The organism is Arthrobacter sp. C152 (assembly GCF_054890965.1).
Genome location: NZ_JBTZSU010000001.1, coordinates 45,563 through 63,782, shown reverse-complemented (window position 1 = coordinate 63,782; position 18,220 = coordinate 45,563). Strand labels below are relative to the sequence as shown.

The 18,220-nt window shown below is 67.6% G+C and carries 16 protein-coding genes and 1 tRNA gene; all 17 read right to left on the bottom strand.

Annotated elements, in window-relative coordinates:
* Nucleotides 1-38: 38 nt before the first annotated feature.
* Nucleotides 39-1,271: a branched-chain amino acid ABC transporter substrate-binding protein gene (locus ACYSM9_RS00290; protein WP_461854983.1), complete on the bottom strand. Its 1,233-nt coding sequence runs from the start codon at nucleotides 1,269-1,271 to the stop codon at nucleotides 39-41.
* A 244-nt stretch (nucleotides 1,272-1,515) separates the two neighbouring features.
* Nucleotides 1,516-1,589: transfer RNA gene (locus ACYSM9_RS00285), tRNA-Leu, on the bottom strand.
* A gap of 111 nt (nucleotides 1,590-1,700) precedes the next feature.
* The gene (locus ACYSM9_RS00280) at nucleotides 1,701-3,161 is read right to left on the bottom strand and encodes an NAD(P)/FAD-dependent oxidoreductase (protein ID WP_461854982.1); all 1,461 of its coding nucleotides are present in this window, start codon (nucleotides 3,159-3,161) and stop codon (nucleotides 1,701-1,703) included.
* A gap of 60 nt (nucleotides 3,162-3,221) precedes the next feature.
* Nucleotides 3,222-4,607, bottom strand: coding sequence for a S8 family serine peptidase (locus ACYSM9_RS00275; RefSeq protein ID WP_461854981.1), 1,386 nt, complete (start codon nucleotides 4,605-4,607; stop codon nucleotides 3,222-3,224).
* A 4-nt stretch (nucleotides 4,608-4,611) separates the two neighbouring features.
* Nucleotides 4,612-5,559, bottom strand: coding sequence for a Ppx/GppA phosphatase family protein (locus ACYSM9_RS00270; RefSeq protein ID WP_461854980.1), 948 nt, complete (start codon nucleotides 5,557-5,559; stop codon nucleotides 4,612-4,614).
* Nucleotides 5,556-6,227, bottom strand: a complete 672-nt coding sequence (locus ACYSM9_RS00265; protein WP_461854979.1) for a DUF501 domain-containing protein — start codon at nucleotides 6,225-6,227, stop codon at nucleotides 5,556-5,558. Before ACYSM9_RS00265 ends, ACYSM9_RS00270 begins: the two co-directional genes overlap by 4 nt.
* A gap of 27 nt (nucleotides 6,228-6,254) precedes the next feature.
* Complete coding sequence (locus ACYSM9_RS00260) at nucleotides 6,255-6,923, bottom strand: FtsB family cell division protein (RefSeq protein ID WP_461854978.1); 669 nt, start codon at nucleotides 6,921-6,923, stop codon at nucleotides 6,255-6,257.
* Between the two features lie 123 nt (nucleotides 6,924-7,046).
* Entirely contained in the window at nucleotides 7,047-8,327 is a 1,281-nt protein-coding gene (gene eno / locus ACYSM9_RS00255) for a phosphopyruvate hydratase (RefSeq protein WP_461854977.1), read from the bottom strand.
* Between the two features lie 118 nt (nucleotides 8,328-8,445).
* On the bottom strand, nucleotides 8,446-9,018 hold the full coding sequence (locus ACYSM9_RS00250; RefSeq protein WP_461855194.1) for a MazG nucleotide pyrophosphohydrolase domain-containing protein: 573 nt from the start codon (nucleotides 9,016-9,018) through the stop codon (nucleotides 8,446-8,448).
* A 61-nt stretch (nucleotides 9,019-9,079) separates the two neighbouring features.
* On the bottom strand, nucleotides 9,080-10,216 hold the full coding sequence (locus tag ACYSM9_RS00245; protein ID WP_461854976.1) for an adenosine deaminase: 1,137 nt from the start codon (nucleotides 10,214-10,216) through the stop codon (nucleotides 9,080-9,082).
* Between the two features lie 66 nt (nucleotides 10,217-10,282).
* Nucleotides 10,283-11,020, bottom strand: a complete 738-nt coding sequence (locus ACYSM9_RS00240) for a DedA family protein (RefSeq protein ID WP_461854975.1) — start codon at nucleotides 11,018-11,020, stop codon at nucleotides 10,283-10,285.
* A gap of 135 nt (nucleotides 11,021-11,155) precedes the next feature.
* Nucleotides 11,156-11,785, bottom strand: coding sequence for a DedA family protein (locus ACYSM9_RS00235; RefSeq protein WP_461854974.1), 630 nt, complete (start codon nucleotides 11,783-11,785; stop codon nucleotides 11,156-11,158).
* Between the two features lie 6 nt (nucleotides 11,786-11,791).
* Nucleotides 11,792-13,123: a thymidine phosphorylase gene (locus ACYSM9_RS00230; RefSeq protein WP_461854973.1), complete on the bottom strand. Its 1,332-nt coding sequence runs from the start codon at nucleotides 13,121-13,123 to the stop codon at nucleotides 11,792-11,794.
* Nucleotides 13,120-13,572, bottom strand: coding sequence for a cytidine deaminase (locus ACYSM9_RS00225; RefSeq protein WP_461854972.1), 453 nt, complete (start codon nucleotides 13,570-13,572; stop codon nucleotides 13,120-13,122). The genes ACYSM9_RS00230 and ACYSM9_RS00225 overlap by 4 nt, the downstream gene beginning before the upstream one ends.
* Before the next feature lie 5 nt (nucleotides 13,573-13,577).
* Complete coding sequence (locus tag ACYSM9_RS00220; protein ID WP_461854971.1) at nucleotides 13,578-15,089, bottom strand: ABC transporter permease; 1,512 nt, start codon at nucleotides 15,087-15,089, stop codon at nucleotides 13,578-13,580.
* Complete coding sequence (locus ACYSM9_RS00215; protein WP_461854970.1) at nucleotides 15,086-16,471, bottom strand: ABC transporter permease; 1,386 nt, start codon at nucleotides 16,469-16,471, stop codon at nucleotides 15,086-15,088. Before ACYSM9_RS00215 ends, ACYSM9_RS00220 begins: the two co-directional genes overlap by 4 nt.
* Nucleotides 16,464-18,059, bottom strand: a complete 1,596-nt coding sequence (locus tag ACYSM9_RS00210; RefSeq protein WP_461854969.1) for an ABC transporter ATP-binding protein — start codon at nucleotides 18,057-18,059, stop codon at nucleotides 16,464-16,466. Before ACYSM9_RS00210 ends, ACYSM9_RS00215 begins: the two co-directional genes overlap by 8 nt.
* Between the last annotated feature and the right edge of the window lie 161 nt (nucleotides 18,060-18,220).

Sequence of the window (18,220 nt, the reverse complement as noted above, 5' to 3'; positions counted from 1 at the left end):
GCAATTGCTGGCCCCACAGCCGTTGTTCCGCCGGGCTGCTACTCCCCGATCGGGCCGATGGGAACGATCTTCCCGTTCTCCACCTTGTAGCCGTAAACCGTGGGTGCCTGGAGCTCGCCCTTGGCGTCCCACTTGTAGTGCTTACTCAGTCCGTCCTTGTCGTAGGACTTGACCCAGCCGAGCAGGTCGGCGCGGCTTTGCTTGCCGGCGTCGATGCCTGAGAGGAGGACGGTGGCGGCGTCGTAGCCCTCGATCGAGTACGTGCCGGGTTCGGCGCCCTTGGCGAGGTCCTTGTAGGCCGAGGCGAAATCAGGGATCAGTTCACCCGGGATGCAGGGGCAGGTGAAGTACGCGTTGTTGGATGCGTCGCCTGCCTGCTTGATGAACTGGTCATCCTTCACGCCGTCCGGAGCCACGAAGGTGCCGGTGAAGCCCTTGCCGACGAGCTGCTGGTCGAAGGGGGCGCCTTCGGCGTAGTAGCCGGAATAGAAGACCGCGTCAGCCTTGGCGTTCATGATCTTGGAGATGACCGCCGAGAAGTCCTTCTGCCCCGTGGTCACCTTCTCCGTACCTGCGAGGGCGCTGCCCAGGCCGGCGGACGTGGACGTTCCCAGGCCAATGCCGTAGTCGGAGTCGTCCTGGACCAGGTACACCTTCTTGGCCCCGAGCTTGCCCGTCAGGAACTTGGCTGCGGCGGGGCCCTGCACGGCGTCGTTGCCCAGGCCCCGGTAGAACGTGGTCCAGCCATTCTCGGTAAGGGTCGGGTTCGTGGCCGACGGCGTGATGTGCACCAGGCCCTTCTGCTCGAAGATGTTGCCCGTGGCCTTGGACTCACCGGAGAACGGGAGGCCGATGACGCCGACGATGTCCGGCTCGCTGACCAGCTGGGTGACCGGGCCGGTCGCCTTGTTCGGGTCGCCTTCAGTGTCGAACTTCTTGAACTGCACCTGGCAGCCCGGGTTGGCCTTGTTGTGCTGGTCGATGGCCAGCTGGATGCCGTTGAAGATGTTGACGCCGAGCTGCGCGTTGGGGCCGGTCTGGGCACCGGCGTAGGCGAGGGTGGTGGTGGAGGGGCAGGTTGCCTTGCCGTCGCCGGCTGGCTTGACCGCACCGGAAGGGACATCCACTTTGGAGATCGCGGGGATATTCACTTTGCCGGACGCGCCCGAACTTTCAGTAGTGCCGGGGCCCGCCTGGTTGGCGCAGGCCGAAAGCAGCATGCTGAATGTGGCGGCTGCTGCCAACGAGGTTAGGACTTTCTTTCGGTACATGTGTCTGCCTTCCGAAACAGTGCCATGCGATGCGTATGCGGAAACCTTGGGGCGCCGCGGCGCCCGGAGTGAAACCAGGTGTTCCTGATTTAGGTTCAAGCTAATGCATGAAGCGCAGGGAAACTGAGTGACTGAGGTCACAGCCTTATAACAGTCGTTTCCTATCCGGAATTAAATGACGGAAGCCGCCTGCGGTACAGGCGGCTTCCGGCGGCGGCGGGCCTGGGTGGCCGCGGCCGCGATGTACCCCAGGTGGGACTCGAACCCACAACACGCGGATTTTAAGTCCGCTGCCTCTGCCAATTGGGCTACTGGGGCGCCGGGTCAATGGTACCTGCCCAAGGGGCCCGGGCTGGAAACGCCGACGGCGGCCGGCCCCCACAAAGGGACCGGCCGCCGTCGTACGTCTTATGGAACCTGCAGCGATGGCTACTTGGCGCTGGCGGGCACCGTTTCCTTCGGCGCGGCGGCCGTCGAACCGGAGCCGGCCGGAACGGGCGCGGGCGCAGCAGCCGGCTTCGGAGCCGGGGTGGCAGCGGCCACGAACGCACCGCGGGGGTTGTCCAGGTCCAGCAGCTGGGTGGTGTCGCGTCCGGCGAAGAAGCCGATGATCCAGTTCAGGATCACGCGGAACTTGCGCTCGAAGGTGGGCATGGCCAGGCCGTGGTAGCCGCGGTGTGCCAGCCAGGCGAGTCCGCCCTTGAGGCCGATGCGGCCCAGGAGGTTGATGTTGGCAACACCCTTCCATTCACCGAAGCCGGCAACAGCACCGAGGTTCTTGTGCTTGTAGTCCGCCAGCGGCTTGTCCCAGCGCGAGGCCCACAGGTTCTTGGCAAGGCGCTTGGCCTGGCGGAGGGCGTGCTGGGCGTTCGGGACGCAGGTGCCGTCCGGCAGGCCCTTCCCGGTGAGGTCGGGCACGGCGGCGATGTCGCCGGCAGCCCACGCGTTCTCCACGATGCCCTCGTCGCCGGCGATGCGGAGGTCGGGCAGGACGCGGACGCGGCCGCGGGGTTCGAGCGGGAAGTCGGTGGAGCGGACCATCGGGTTCGCCTGCACGCCGGCCGTCCACACCAGGGTGTCGGCCTCGAATTCCTGCGCGGGGGTCTTGTCCGGGAGGTTGATCAGCTTGAGGGTGCCCTCTGCGCTGTCCAGGGAGGTGTTCAGGAGAACTTCGATGCCGCGGCTGCGCAGGTGCTCAACCACCCAGTCGGCCTGCTTCGCGGTGACCTCGGGCATGATCCGGCCCATGGCTTCGACCAGGACGAAGCGGACTTCCTCCTGCTTGATGCGCGGGTTGTTGCGCACGGCCGCGCGGGCGAGGTCTTCCATCTCGGTGATGCATTCGATGCCTGCGAAGCCACCGCCGACCACCACAAAGGTGAGGGCCCGGGCGCGGGCCACGGGGTCGGTCATGGTGGAGGCAACCTCGATGCGCTCCAGGAGCTTGTTGCGCAGCGCAACGGCTTCCTCGATGGTCTTCAGGCCGATGCCCTTGTCCGCCAGCCCCTTGATGGGGAAGGTGCGGGTGATGGCACCGGCGGCGAGGACGACGTCGAAGTACGGGATCTCGAAGTTTTCGCCGCCGTCGGCGGGAGCCACGACAGCAGTCCGGTTCTCGTGGTCGATCGAGGTAACGCGGCCCTGGATCAGTTCCGTCTGCTTGAGGTGCTGGCGGTGGGACACCACAGCGTGGCGGGCTTCGATGTTGCCGCCGGCCACCTCGGGAAGGAAGGGCTGGTAAGTCATGTAGGGCAGCGGATCGACGACGGTGACGATGCCACCGGCGTTTGCGATCTTCTTCTGCAGTTTCAGTGCTACGTACAGGCCGACGTACCCGCCGCCGACGACGAGCACGCGGGGACGGTCCTGGAGCTGTGGGGTGGTTGCCATGATTTAAGGATACAGGAGTTTGTGAAAATCTTCACTAGCCGCCACGGGCCGGTGCGTAACCTAGGGATTCGGCCGTGAATTCACCTTTTCCACCACGCCGGTATCGGCTTCCTCGCGGGCGAGTGCCGGGTTGCGGGCAGCGCGGCGGAGCTGCACCACCGCGGCCGCGATGATGGCTACGAAGAGGGCGGCGAACCCGATTACGACGGCGGCGCCAATGGCACTGTCCCGCTGGGAGGGCGCCTTGGCAGCGGGTACGGTTGCCTCCGGCAGCGTGGGTGCGGCGCTCGGCACCTGGGTGGGCGCCGGCTGCGGGGCTGCGGGGGCCGCGGCGTTGCCGCGCCGGTGCACGCGGATCCACTCGGCGATCGAGCCCAGCGGGTTGGCGGTGACCTCGGGGACGTCCGCCTTGAGGGCGGCTTCGGCGTTTAGGATGCCGTAACCGTACAGCGGGTCCTTCCCGGGGGCACCGGCGTCCTTGGCCGTTGAGACGATTCTGTTGATCACCTGCTCGGCGGTCATGTCGGGCCACTTGGAACGGATCAGGGCCGCCACGCCGGCGACGATCGGGGTGGACCCTGAGGTTCCGGCCCATTCCGCGTAGCTGCCGCCGGGAAGGCCGCCCACCAGGTTCTCGGCGGGTGCAGCGACGCCGATGCTGATCCCCTGGGAGGACGCGTCCACGCTGGCCACGTTCTTGCGGTCCAGGCCCGCCACCGTGAGTACGCCGGGGATGGTGGCCGGAGCGCCCACCTGGGTGTTGCCGCCCACCCGGTTGCCGGCGGCCGCGACGATCACCACGTCCTTCTGTTCGGCATAGAGGAACGCCGCGTCCCAGCTCTGTGGCCACTCGGGCGTGGTGCTGCCCAGCGATATGTTGATCACCTTGGCGCCGTTGTCCACGGCCCAGCGGACGGCCTCGGGGATCTGGTCCTGGTCGCTCTTGCCGGCGGGGTTGGGTGAGCCCAGCCACGTGGAAACGGACAGGATCTGAGCTTCGGGGGCCACGCCCAGGATGCCTTCCGGCGGCGGCCCGGGGTTCGGGCTGGCGCTGGGGGTGGCATTGGCGGGCTGGTGTCCGCGTCCGGCCAGCATGGTGGCAACGAGGGTGCCGTGCTCCGGTTTGGAACCGACGCTCTTCTGCCCGTCGGGCTGGCCGGAGCCGGAGGCGTCATACCCGCCGGTGACAGCGCCCTTGAGGTCCGGGTGCTGGGCGTCGACGCCGCTGTCGATCACAGCCACCTTGACGTTGGCGCCCTTTGACACCTCCCAGGCCTTGGTGATGCCGGAGTCCCCGAGCCAGTACTCCTTGTCACGCCATTCGTCAGCACTGGCTTCGGGGGCTGTGAACAGGCCGGCGCACAGGCAGCAGGCAAGCAGCAGCAGGGCCAGCATGCCGGCGCCCAGCCGCCGGAAAAGGGTGGGTGCGGGTGATGGTGTTTGCATCCGCCTACCCGATGCTCAGGGCGATGCCGTCGAGGATGTCGTGCTCGCTGGCGGTGGCCGCCGTGATCCTGCCGCCGCTCAACGCTTCCACGCGTTCCAGGATGCGCCGCCACACCAGCCCCCCGGCGCCGATGACGTCAACCCGGCCCGGATGCATGTAGGGCAGGGCGGCGCGCTTGTCCCGGCTCATGGTGAGCAGGTCGGTGGCGGCGGCGCGGACCTCGCCGATCGGCAGTTCCGCGCCATGGATGGCGTCGGGCCGGTATTCCGGCAGGCGCAGGGCGTGCGCGGTGATGGTGGTGATGGACCCGGCAACACCGACGACGGCGGTGGCACGTTCCAGCGGCACGTCGCGTCCGGCGCGGGCTATGGCGGCGTCGACGTCGGCTTCCGCGGCGGCGATCTGGCCGGCGGTGGGCGGATCGTCGCGCAGGTGCCGTTCGGTCAGCCGGACGCAGCCGATGTCCACCGACTTGGCCGCCGTCACGCCAGCGGCTGTGCCCAGCACGAACTCGGTGCTTCCCCCGCCGAGGTCGACCACCAGCACTTCGTGGCCGTCGAGGATGGGCAGGACGCTGCTGGCGCCGGCGAAGGACAGCGCCGCTTCCTCGTCCCCGGAGATCACTTCGGGTTTCACCCCCAGCAGGTCCCTGATGCCGGCCACGAACACGTCGCGGTTGCGGGCATCACGGCTCGCTGAGGTTGCCACGAACCGGACACGGGTGGCGCCGTGTTCACGGATCAGGCGGGCGTAGTCTGCGGTGGCGGCGAAAGTCCGTTCCAGGGCCTCGGGCGCGAGCTCGCCCGTGGCGTCCACGCCCTGTCCCAGGCGGACGACGCGCATCTCGCGGACGACGTCGGTGAGCCTGGTGCCGTCGTCACCGCGGTCGATGTCGGCGATCAGGAGGCGGATGGAGTTGGTGCCGCAGTCGATGGCGGCGACGCGGGTCATTCGGCTGCCTTCCCGGAGCCGGCGGACTTCCGCACGGGAGCCGGGCGGCCCACGATGTCCGGCAGGCCCTGGGGTCCGTGCCGGCTGAGGTCCCTGGAAGGGGCTTCGCCGGCGGTGTCCCAGGCGCCGTCGCAGTAGCACCTGTCCGCGGTCCACCATTCGCTGATCATCTCCAGCGCCCGGTCCCCCAGCGGGTTGACGCCGCTGCCCGCCGCCAGGGAATGGCCCACCAGGACGTGCAGGCACTTGACGCGGGTGGGCATCCCGCCGGCCGAAACGCCGTCGATTTCCGGGACGGCTCCGATGCCCGAGCGCCGGCCGATCGCGTCGCGGGCGGCAAGGTACGCCTCGTGGGCGGCACGGTAGGCCGCGGCCAGGCCGGGATCGGCGGCGAGCTGGTCGTTCATGTCATTCATGGTTCCGCCGGCTTCCAGCCTGGAAACCGCGGACGTGATGACCGGGTGCGTCAGGTAGAAGGTGGTGGGGAACGGCGTGCCGTTGCTGAGCCGCGGCGCGGTGGCGGCGACGAGGGGGTTGCCGCACACGCAGCGTGCCGGGATTTCCACGACGTCGCGGACGGGGCGTCCCAGCTGCCGGCTCAGTACTTCAAGGTCTCGTGCTGTCGGTTGGCGGGATTCGTCCCGGGCGGCTGCCGTGTTGTTTTCCACTGTCGCGGGCCGTCCTTCCTGTGCGGTTCAGTCTGTGGCCGCGCGCCTGATGGACTCCCACAGGGAATCCACCCACGGCAGATCGGCGGGGTCTTGTGCTGCTGCGCCGGTGGGGCTACTGCTTTCTCCGGCCGGCAGGTCGCTGCCGAAAACCCAGTAGCCGGTTTCGCCCGGCATAACCATGTTAATGCGGTCGCGCGCCTGCTGCTTCACGTAGTTGGGGTCCTGCCAGCGGGAGACCTGCTGCCGCAGGACGTCACCTTCGGCCTGGCGTGCGGCGATGTCGGCGTTCAGCGCATCGATTTCCGCCTTCTTGTCGAAGAACACCTTCACCGTGGGGGCGAGCATGATGGTGATGGCAATCATGACCACGGCGAGTGCAAGCATCCGTCCGGAGAAGGCTTTGGCCGGGACGGGCTGCGGTGCGTCCTCGTCCTGGGCAGGGTGTCCGGCGGTGGCACTGCTCCCCTTGCCTGTCCTGTCCTTGCCGGTGCCGCGCGTCGGCGTGGTGCGCGCCGCCGTCGGCCGTTCCGCCCCGGCACTGCGGGGCTCCCCGGCCGTGCTTTCCTTGGATTCGCCTGCGGCGCGTTCCTTGCCGGGGCCGAAGTGGGCACGGATGACGTCGGCGCCCTCGGCGGACTCCCCGGGCGGACTGGTGCGGGCGACCTTGGGGACTTTGGGACGGCGGGTGGCCATGACACTCCTGAAACGCAGCCTGCCGGGGCCGCCAAAATCTGGGCTGGAACTGGTGCTGCCGAAAACGACAGCGGTGGCTATGGTCTTTCAACCATAGCCACCGCTGCAGGTATTACGCGGCTACTAGCCCTTGAAACGCGGGAACGCGCTGCGTCCGGCGTAGCGTGCGGCGTCGTCGAGTTCCTCTTCGATGCGCAGCAGCTGGTTGTACTTGGCGACGCGCTCGGAGCGGGCCGGAGCGCCGGTCTTGATCTGGCCGGCGTTGGTGGCCACCGAGATGTCGGCGATCGTGGTGTCCTCGGTTTCGCCGGAGCGGTGCGAGGTGATGGTGGTGTAGCCGGCACGCTGGGCCAGGCTGACGGCATCCAGGGTCTCGGTCAGGGAACCGATCTGGTTGACCTTGACCAGCAGCGAGTTGGCGGTCCGGGTGTCGATGCCGCGCTGCAGGATGGAGGGGTTGGTGACGAACAGGTCGTCGCCCACCAGCTGGACCTTGTCGCCGATGGCGTCGGTGAGGGTCTTCCAGCCGTCCCAGTCGTTCTCGTCCAGCGGGTCCTCGATGGACACCAGCGGGTAATCGGCCACGAGCTCGGCGTAGTAGGCGCTCATCTCGCTGGCGGACAGGGCCTTGCCCTCGAACTGGTAGGCGCCGTCCTTGTAGAACTCGGAGGAGGCGACGTCCAGTGCCAGGGCGATGTCCTTGCCCGGGGTGTAGCCGGCGTTCTTGATGGCTTCGGTGATGAGGTCCAGTGCCGCGCGGTTGGACGGCAGGTTGGGGGCGAAGCCGCCCTCGTCGCCCAGGCCGGTGGACAGGCCCTGCTCCTTGAGCACGGACTTGAGGTTGTGGTAGACCTCAACGCCCCAGCGCAGGCCCTCGGAGAAGGTCTCAGCGCCGATCGGGGCGATCATGAATTCCTGGATGTCGACGTCGGAGTCGGCGTGTGAGCCACCATTGAGGATGTTCATCAGCGGTACCGGCAGGACGTGCGCGTTGGGGCCGCCCAGGTACTTGTAGAGGGGCAGGTCAGCGGAGGCTGCCGCTGCGTTGGCGACGGCCAGGGAGACACCGAGGATGGCGTTGGCGCCCAGCTTGCCCTTGTTGGGGGTGCCGTCCAGGTCCAGCATGGCCTGGTCGATGCTGCGCTGGTCGGTGGCGTCGAAGCCGGTCAGGGCCGGTGCGATCTGGTCGATGACGGCGTCGACGGCCTTCTGCACACCCTTGCCGAGGTAACGGCCCTTGTCGCCGTCGCGCAGTTCAACGGCCTCGTGCTCGCCGGTGGAAGCACCGGAGGGAACTGCTGCGCGGCCGATCTGGCCGTCCGAAAGCAGGACCTCGACCTCAACGGTCGGGTTGCCGCGGGAATCGAGGATCTCGCGGGCGTGGATGGCATCGATAAGCGCCATGAATTTGCTCCTTATGGGCGATTAACGGGGGGATGTTGCAGAAAAACTCGACGTGATCGTCACGGACTAGCGTAGTCGAGAGTGGTGCGGGTTACGGAAACCTGTCCGGCTCCGGACGTCATGATGGGGCGGCATCGGACTGGTACCGGAGGATGGCGCCCCGCAGGGCACGCTCGGCGTCCATGCCGCGGTCCCGGGCGGAACGCACGACGCCGAGCAGCAGCTCCCCGAGCTCTTCCTCGCCGTCGGGGACGGGAACCCCCGGCGGCAGCCCCAGTCCTGCGCGTCCGGCGCGGTCCAGCGCCTTGTGTGCCCTGGCCAGGGCGGGCAGGGCCTGCGGGATCCCCTCGAAGGGATCTGTCCGGTGCGGTTTCTCGGCCCGTTTGACGGCATCCCACGTCTGCTCGATCTCCGCGACCGTGGCGGGGAAGCTGTCCTGCAGGGTGCCGTCAGGCCGGAACACATGCGGATTGCGGCGGACCATCTTGGCAACCAGGCCGCGTGCCACGTCGTCGAACGTGAAGGCACCGCGCTCCTCTGCGAGCCGGGCGTGCAGCACCACCTGGAGCAGGACGTCGCCCAGTTCGCCCAGGAGTTCGGCGTCGGGGTGGCCTTCCTCGATGGTTTCGGCGACTTCGTACGCCTCCTCGAGGAGGTACTCCACCAGGGAGGCGTGGGTCAGCGCGCCCATCCAGGGGCAGTGCCCGCGCAGCTGCGCGATTTTCTCCAGCAGCTGCTCGATGGGTGCCTGGTCAGCCAAGGTTGGCGTAGGAGTCGTTGATGTACTCCACCAGCGCTTCCTTTTCCTCCAGGGGCAGGAAGGAGGCCTCGGCCGCGTTCAGGGTCAGCTCGAGCAGGTCATCGAGGTCGTAGTCGAAGGTTTCCACCAGCAGGTTGAACTCGTCCGTCAGGGTGACGCCGCTCATCAGCCGGTTGTCGGTGTTGATGGTGACGTTGAAGCCCAGCTGGTAGAGCATGTCCAGCGGGTGGCTTTCGATGCCTTCGCCGAAGCCGGCGATCGCGCCGGTCTGGAGGTTGGAGGACGGGCAGATTTCCAGCGGGATACCGCGGTCGCGGACCCAGCTGGAGAGGTCGCCCAGGGTCACCAGGCCCACGGTTTCCCCGGTTTCGTCGTCGTCGTCGAATTCCACCATGATGTCCTCGGCGATGCGGACGCCGTGGCCCAGGCGCAGGGCCCGGCCGTCAACCAGGGCGGACTGGATGCTCTCCAGGCCGGCCGCTTCGCCGGCGTGGACGGTGGCCGGGAAGTTGTGCTGGGCGAGGTAGGTGAACGCGTCCCGGAACCGGGAGGGAAGGAACCCGTCCTCCGCCCCGGCGATGTCGAAGCCGACGGCGCCCTTGTTGCGGTGGCGGACGGCGAGTTCGGCGATCTCCTGGCCGCGGTCCGCGTGCCGCATGGCCGTGATCAGCTGGCCCACCTGGATTTCGCGGCCGCTCTCCCCCACAGCCTCGACGCCGGCTTCCAGGCCTTCCTGGACTGCTTCGACTGCCTCGTCGAGGGTGAGGCCCTTCTGGAGGTGCTGTTCCGGTGCCCAGCGCACTTCGCCGTACACCACGCCGTCGTCCGCCAGGTCCTCGACGAATTCCTTGGCCACCCGGAACAGGCCTTCGGAGGTCTGCATGACGGCGACGGCGTGGTCGAAGGTCTCGAGGTAGCGCACCAGGGAGCCCGAGTCCGCGGACTCACGGAACCACTGGCCCAGGGCCACCGGGTCCGTGGAGGGAAGCGTGTGGCCGACGGCCGCCGCCAGTTCAATGATGGTGGCCGGCCGGAGTCCGCCGTCCAGGTGGTCGTGAAGGGAGACCTTGGGCAGGTTCTTCAGGTCAAAATCGATGGCAGGGGCGGCGTCAACAATAGGCTCGGTCACGTTCCCACCTTAGGGTGGGCCCGTGTTCAAAGCCAGCCGTCCACGGCGGGCCGCTCCAGGTGGCCGCTACTTGGCCGCGGGGCCGGCTTCGGCGGCGGGCACTACCAGCGCCACGGTGCCGGAACGGCCGTCCTGGCCGCCGCCGGCCGAGGAACCGTCCGCCCAGCCGTCCGTGCCGGGAGTCTCCGGGGTGTCGTGGCGGCCGAGGCGTTTGTGCCACCAGCGGAGCGCGTGGTCGATGACCACCCCCAGCACGATGGCGAAGACGACGGCGATGCCGGCGCTGAGCAGCGGGTTGTGGTGCAGCCAGGGGAAGGAGCTGGCCAGCAGGCCGATGCCGATGGAGTAGCCCACCCAGGTGAGGCAGGCGGCGGCATCAAGGACGAAAAACCGGCGGTGCGAGAATCCGGTGCTGCCCGCCACGTAGTTGACTGCCACGCGGCCCCACGGGATGTAGCGGGCGGTGAAGATGAGTACGGCGCCGCGTTTGTCCAGTTCGTACCGGGCCCAGCCGAAGACCTTGCGGACCTTGGGCCGGCGCATCCACTTCCAGCGCTCAAGGCCGATTTTGCGGCCCAGCATGAACGCCATGTTGTCGCCGCAGATGGCGCCCACCAGTGCAGTGAGGCCGAGGATCCACAGGTTGGGTTCACCGCTGTGCCGGGAAAACGCCGCCAGCGCCACGATCAGGGTCTCGCTGGGCACCACCATGGCGAAGCCGTCAACGAAGAAGAACACCAGCAGCACGGGGTAAATCCACCACTGGCCCGCTGCATGGAGCACGGCCTCATTAATAAACTCCACGCGGTCTTGCTCCTGTACAAAAATGACACAGCCAAAGTGCGGCAGCCAAAGCGGAAAATCGTTCCTAAGTGTCCCATGCAGGGGGCGCAGTGCGCTACGCCTTTAATGCCCGGAACGACGCGTTAAACGCCTTGGTCAGGTCCCGGGTTCCCGGATCCGTTCCACCACGTTGGGATTGCCCCGGAATTTGTTGATCGCCAGGTCCACCAGGATGCCCAGCGCGACGGCACAAACGATGGCGATCGCGGCCCCGAGGAGGTGGTTGTCTTCAAACCATTGGCCGAAGAAAAGCCCGATTGCGACCGAGTAACTTGCCCACAGTGTGGCGGAGAGGATGGTCAGGCCGACGAACCGCAGGTGCGGATAGTGGGTGCCGCCCGCGGTCAGGTTGACCGCCACCCGGCCGATCGGTACGAACCGTGCCACGAGGATCAAAGAAGCCGGCCTCTTCCGCAGTTCCCGGCCGGCCCAGCGGAACGCGCTCTGCATCCGCGGCCCGCGCATCCACGCCCACCGCGTGGTCCCCACCCGGCGCCCCAGCAGGTAGGCGATGTTGTCCCCGGCGAAGGCGCCGCCGGCGGCTACCATGCCCAGGAGCCACGGATTGGGGACATCGGCGGTGGCGGCTACCGCGGCGAGGCCCACCACGACGGATTCGCTGGGGACCGGCGGGAAGAAACCGTCAATGACGCAGCAGGCCAGCACCAGGACCAGCACCCATGGCTGTCCGGCGGCGGCGAGGATGAAGTCATTGATGGCCTGCATGGATCACTATGCTATGCGGTCGATGATGAGCTGCTGGGCGGGGCGCGAGCCCTCCGGGGCGATGACCACCGCGTGCTCCAGCGCCTCCCGGGCGCGGTCGAAACGTTCCGGGGTGTCCGTCAGCAGCGTCATCAGCGGCTCGCCCGCCCGGACGGTGGCTCCCGGCTTGGCGTGTAGGCGCACGCCGGCGGCCGCCTGCACGGAGTCCTCCTTGCGGGCCCGGCCGGCGCCGAGCCGCCAGGCAGCAACGCCCACGGCGAGTGCATCCAGTTCCACCAGCACGCCGTCCGCCGGCGCGTACACGACGTCGGATTCCCTTGCCGAGGGCAGCGCCGCACGGGTGTCACCGCCCTGGGCGGAGATCATCCTGTTCCACACGTCCATGGCGCGGCCGTCCTTCAACGCGGCGGCCGGGTCGGCGTCGTGCACTCCTGCGCAGGCGAGCATCTCTTCGGCGAGCCGGACGGTCAGTTCGACGACGTCTTCCGGGCCGCCGCCGGCCAGCACCTCCACGGATTCCTCCACCTCGATGGCGTTTCCGGCCGTGAGGCCCAGCGGCGTGTCCATATTGGTGAGGAGGGCAACCGTGTTCACGCCCGCGTCCTTGCCCAGTGCCACCATGGTTTCGGCCAGCTCGCGCGCTTTTGCTTCGTCCTTCATGAACGCGCCACTGCCGACTTTGACGTCCAGGACCAGGGACCCGGTGCCCTCGGCAATCTTCTTGCTCATGATCGAGGAGGCGATCAGCGGGATGGCCTCCACGGTGCCGGTGACGTCGCGCAGCGCATAGAGCTTCTTGTCCGCCGGTGCCAGGCCGGCTCCGGCGGCGCAGATGACGGCGCCCACGTCCTGGAGCTGGGCGAGGATTTCGTCGTTGCTGAGGTTGGCGCGCCAGCCGGGGATGGACTCCAGCTTGTCCAGGGTGCCGCCGGTGTGGCCGAGGCCCCGGCCGGAGAGCTGCGGGACCGCAACGCCGAACACGGCGACCAGCGGCGCCAGCGGCAGGGTGATCTTGTCCCCCACCCCGCCGGTGGAGTGCTTGTCCGTGGTGTATTTGAGCCCGCCGTCAGGGCGGCGCAGGCTGGAGAAGTCCATCCGCTCCCCGGAGGCGATCATCGCGGCGGTCCAGCGGGCGATCTCCACCCGGTCCATGCCATTGAGCAGGATGGCCATGTTCAGGGCCGCCATCTGCTCGTCCGCGATGGCGCCGCGCGTGTAGGCGTCAATGGTCCAGTCGATTTGCTCGGGGCTCAGCGTGCCTTTGTCGCGCTTGGTGCGGATGATGTCCACGGCGTCGAACGCCTCGGCCTTGCTCTCCGGTGTGCTGCTCTCGGTCACGGGGTCTCCTCGAGGTGTTCGGGACCGAAGGCGTCAGGCAGCACCTGGTCCATGGTTTTGATGCCCTGGGCGGTCATCAGCTGCATGTTCGGGGCATGGAACTCATACAGCAGTTGGCGGCACCTGCCGCACGGCATCAGGATTGCGCCTGTTCCGTCCACGCAGTAAAAGGCGCGCAGGAGGCCGCCGCCGGTGGTCTGCAGGTTCCCCACCAGGACGCATTCGGCGCACAGGGTCAGGCCGTAGCTGGCGTTTTCCACGTTGCATCCGCTGACGATCCGGCCGTCCGCGGTGAGGGCCGCAGCCCCCACCGGGAATTTCGAATAGGGGGCGTAGGCGCGTTTCATTGCTTCGACCGCGGCTGCCTCCAGTGCGGCCCAGTCGACGCCGGTACCGCCGTCCCGCGGGCCACGTTGGCCCTGAACGCCGGCGGCTTCGGATTCGGTCACCTTGGTCACCCCTTGACGTAAGGTATGCCGTCGGCCGCGGGCGGCCTGGACCGTCCCACCAGGCCCGCCACCGCGATGACGGTCAGGGCGTAGGGCAGCATCGCCATAAACTGGCTGGGCACGGGCGATCCGATGATGGTGATGATGCTCTGCAGGTTGTCGGCGAAACCGAAGAGTAAGGCGGCAAGGAAGGCCCCGATGGGGTTCCAGCGGCCGAAGATCATGGCGGCGAGGGCGATGTAGCCGCGGCCGCCGGACATGTCCTTGCTGAACGCGTCCACGGACACGAGGGTGAAGAAGGAGCCTCCGATGCCCGCGATTGCCCCGCCCATCAGGACGTTGATGAACCGGGTGCGGTTGACGTTGATGCCCACCGTGTCCGCCGCCTGCGGGTGCTCACCGACGGCGCGCACGCGCAGGCCCCACTTGGTGTGGAACAGCCCGACGTACACGATAATGACAGCCACGTACATGAGGTAGCCGACCAGGGACTGGCGGAACAGGATGGGGCCGATGATCGGGATGTCAGCGAGGAACGGAATGTCCAGTGCCTGCAGCCTGCCGGGCTTGTTGAGGTGTTCGGGGTCCGCCGTGAGCAGGGTTGAGAACAGGAAGCTGGTCAGGCCGCTGATCAGGACGTTGAGCACCACGCCGACGATGATCTGGTTGACGAGGTACTTGATGCTGACCACGGCCAGGACCAGGGACACCAGCGAACCGGCGACTGCTGCGGACACCAGGCCCACGTACACGTTGCCGGTGACGGTGGCCACGACGGCGGCGGAGAAGGCACCCAGCAGGAGCTGGCCCTCGATGGCGATGTTGACCACGCCGGCGCGTTCACAGAGGACCCCGGAGAGCGAACCGAACACCAGCGGCACAGCCAGGGTGACGGCGCCGGCCATCAGCCCTGCGAGGGAGATGGACGGCTCGGCGTCCCGGCCGCCCGCGACGATCCAGATCATGAACCCGACGAGGAAGACGACGGCGAAGCTTCCGCCCACCCAGGCGGGGACCTTCCTGCGCTGCACGGTCAGGAAGCAGGCGTATCCGGCCAGTGCGAGCAGTAGGACCGAACAGATCCAGCCCAGCGCCATGGAAGGCACGGTGATCTTTTCCACCCTGGCGACGCCGAGGGCGGCCAGGCCCAGGACGGCGACGGCGGCGACGGTGGTGGCAGGGATCCAGCGGTCGATGGGGCCGCCGTCGCGCCGCTGGCTGATCCAGCGGTAGCCGACGTAGGCCGCGGCGGCGAGGGCGACGGCCAGGGTAATCCAGGCAGCGGCGGAGGAGGCGTTGGGGTCGCGGGCCTCGGCGATGCGGAAGCCGGCGGACTTGGTGTTTGCCAGGAAGCCGAACAGGACAGTGCCGAGGAGGGCCAGCAGGCCCAGGCCGATGCCGGCCTTCCAGCTCACCAGTTCGGCCGCGGCCGGGGCGCCGGCCTTGCCGCCGGGGGCGGTGGCGCCGCCCTTCCCGGTGCCCGGCGTGCGGGCCGGGGGGTGTGTGGTGGCGCTCATGCTGCCGCTCCGCTCTTCACGCCGCCGGCGCGCGTGCCGGCGGTCCCACTCGTGGTGGTCTTCTTCTTACGGGGGTTGAGTCCGAATATCGCACGGACCAGCGGCGGTGCTGCGATAAACAGCACAATCAGGGACTGGATGACCAGCACAATGTCGATCGGGGTCTGGGTCTGGGCCTGCATTGCCACGCCGCCGGCCCGGAAGGCGCCGAAGAGCAGGCCCGCGAAGAAGGTTCCCCACGGTGTGGAGCGTCCCAGCAGTGCCACCGTGATGGCGTCAAAACCGATGGAAGCGGCGACGCCGCCGGAAAGGTACTTTTCCGTGCCGGACACCTGGGCCACGCCGGCCAGGCCGGCAAGTGCACCGGCTATGGCCATCACGAGGATGGTGCTGCGGGCGACGTTGATGCCGGCGGTGCGGGCTGCGCTGGGATTGGCACCAACGGCGCGGAACTCAAAACCGATCGTGGAGCGGTTCAGGAGCCACCAGACGAAAGCGGTGGCCGCTATAGCGACCAGGAAGCCGGCGTGCAACCGGAATTGCGGACCGAGCAGTTCCGGGAACAACGCCGTGGAGTCGAGGAACGGGGAGATCGGGTTGGTGGAACCCTTGCGCTGGAAGGCCGGCGTGGTGAGCAAGAACAGGAGCAGGAAGTTGGCAATGTAGTTGAGCATGATCGTCACGATCACCTCGTGGGCGCCGGTTCGTGCTTTCAGCAGGCCAACGACGCCGCCCCAGACCGCACCTCCGACCAGGCCGGCCAGGATGACAACCAGCAGGTGCAGGCCGAGGGGCAGGTGCCAGGCGAAGCCCACGTAGGCGCCGAAGAGCGCGCCGAAGATGATCTGCCCCTGGGCGCCGATGTTGAACAGGCCTGCGCGGAACGCCAGCGCGACGCCCAGCCCGGCGCAGATCAGCGGGGTTGCAACCGTGAGGGTCTCCGTGATCGGGTACAGCTGGGCGGCCAGGTCGCCGCCGGCCCAGTTGAAGATGGACCCCTGCACCAAGGCGGTGTAGGGACGGATGACCTCGGCCAGGAGGTCCCCCGGCTGGGCAAAGAAGTAGCTGGCCGTGACGGCCACCTTGGGGTTGGTCACGGCCATCAGGATGCCGCCGAGCACGATCGCCAGCAGCACGGAAAGGAAGGAGACCATGGCGTTGCCGGTGAGGATCTGGTGCAGTACAGAACCGCTGCTGCCCTGGCCATGGTCCCGGCCGCGACGCTGGGTGGCTGCCGGAACGGCGGACGGCGGCATCTGGCCGCCGGCGGTGTCCAGGACGACGTCGGAGGCGACGGCTTCGGAGGTGGTACCGCCGGGAGCCTGGATGCCGGCGGGCTCCGGCGCGTTGTTGTGCGGCTCAGGGGTTGCCTTCTCAGACATGGGATTCTCCTTCGTTGCCTGCCTGCTCCGCCATCGCCGCTGTGGTCGTGGTACCAGAAGCATGGGCGGAGGCGCTGGCTTCGGCTTCTGCCGCCGGGACGCCGGCCATCATCAGGCCCAGCACGTCGCGGGACGTGGTGGCGGGTACGATCCCGACCAGGCGGCCACGGTAGAGCACGGCGATCCGATCCGCCAACTGCAGTACTTCGTCCAGTTCTGTGGACACGATCATGACCGGCGTTCCGTGGTCACGTTCGGCGATGACGCGCTTGTGCACAAACTCAATCGAACCGACGTCAAGCCCCCGCGTAGGCTGCGAAGCGATGAACAGGCGCAGCGGTCGTGAAAGCTCGCGGGCCAGGACGACCTTCTGCTGGTTGCCGCCGGAGAGGGTGCCCACCGCGGCGGACACGGAGGGCGTGCGGACGTCGAATTCCTCGACCTTCCTGGCGGCATTCTCCGCGATCACGCCCGGTTTCATCCCCACGCCGCGTGCGAACGGCGTCTTGTCGTAGAGGTCCAGGATCATGTTCTCGGAGATGGTGAACGTGCCCACCAGGCCATCAAGGGTGCGGTCCTCGGGAACAAAGCCCACACCGGCACCGAGGACATGCTTGACGCTCTTGCCCAGCAGTTCCTCGCCGTCGAGCGTGATGGACCCGGCAACGTGCGGCTGCACGCCGAGGATCGCCTCGGTGAGTTCCGTCTGGCCGTTGCCCTGCACCCCGGCTATGGCCAGAACTTCGCCCTTGGCGATGTCGAAGGACAGGTCATCGACCACGTGCTGGCCGTTGTGGTCCGTGACGGTCAGGTTGCGGACCTTGAAGGTCACCTCGCCGGTCTTGGCCGGAGCCTTGTCGAGCGTCAAACTGACGGTGCGGCCCACCATGGCGGATGCCAGCTCGGTGGGGGAAGCGGTGGGATCCGCCTGCCCCACCACTTTGCCGCGGCGGATGACCGTGATGGTGTCCGAGATGGCTTTGACTTCGCGCAGCTTGTGGGAGATGAAGACGATCGACTTACCGTCGCGCTTCAACTGGCGGATGATGTCCAGGAGTTCATCGGTCTCCTGGGGCGTCAACACGGCGGTGGGTTCGTCGAGGATGAGCACCTCGGCGTCGCGTACCAGGGCTTTGATGATCTCCACCCGCTGCTGGACGCCCACCGGAAGGTCCTCCACCATGGCGTCGGGGTCGACGTCGAATCCGTACTGGTCCGAAATGCTGCGGATCTTCGCGCGCGTGGCTTCCAGGTTGAGCAGGCCGGCGGCCTTGGTGGTCTCGTTGCCCAACGCCACGTTCTCGGCCACGGTGAATACCGGGATGAGCATGAAGTGCTGGTGGACCATTCCGATGCCGGCCGCCATCGCCTCGCCGGGGTCCTTAAAGACGACGGGCATGCCATCGACCAGGATTTCACCCTCGGTCGGATCGTACAGGCCGTAGAGCACGTTCATCAGGGTGGATTTGCCTGCCCCGTTCTCTCCCAGGAGGCAGTGCACCTGCCCCGGTTCGACGACCAGGTCGATGTGGTCATTGGCTACAAGGGCCCCGAATCGCTTCGTGATCCCTTTCAGTTCGAGTTTCAAAACCCAACCAATCTGTGTGTATGGATCTGCTCCGGCGCGCTGTCAGCGGCAAGGCAGCGGGTAGTCCCAGCCTAGTGTTAGGGGTGGTTCCTGGGCAGGGCAGGCAGCCAGCAAAAAAGGGGCGCTGGAAAGTTGCGGGCAGCGGGACGTTGCACGCAAGA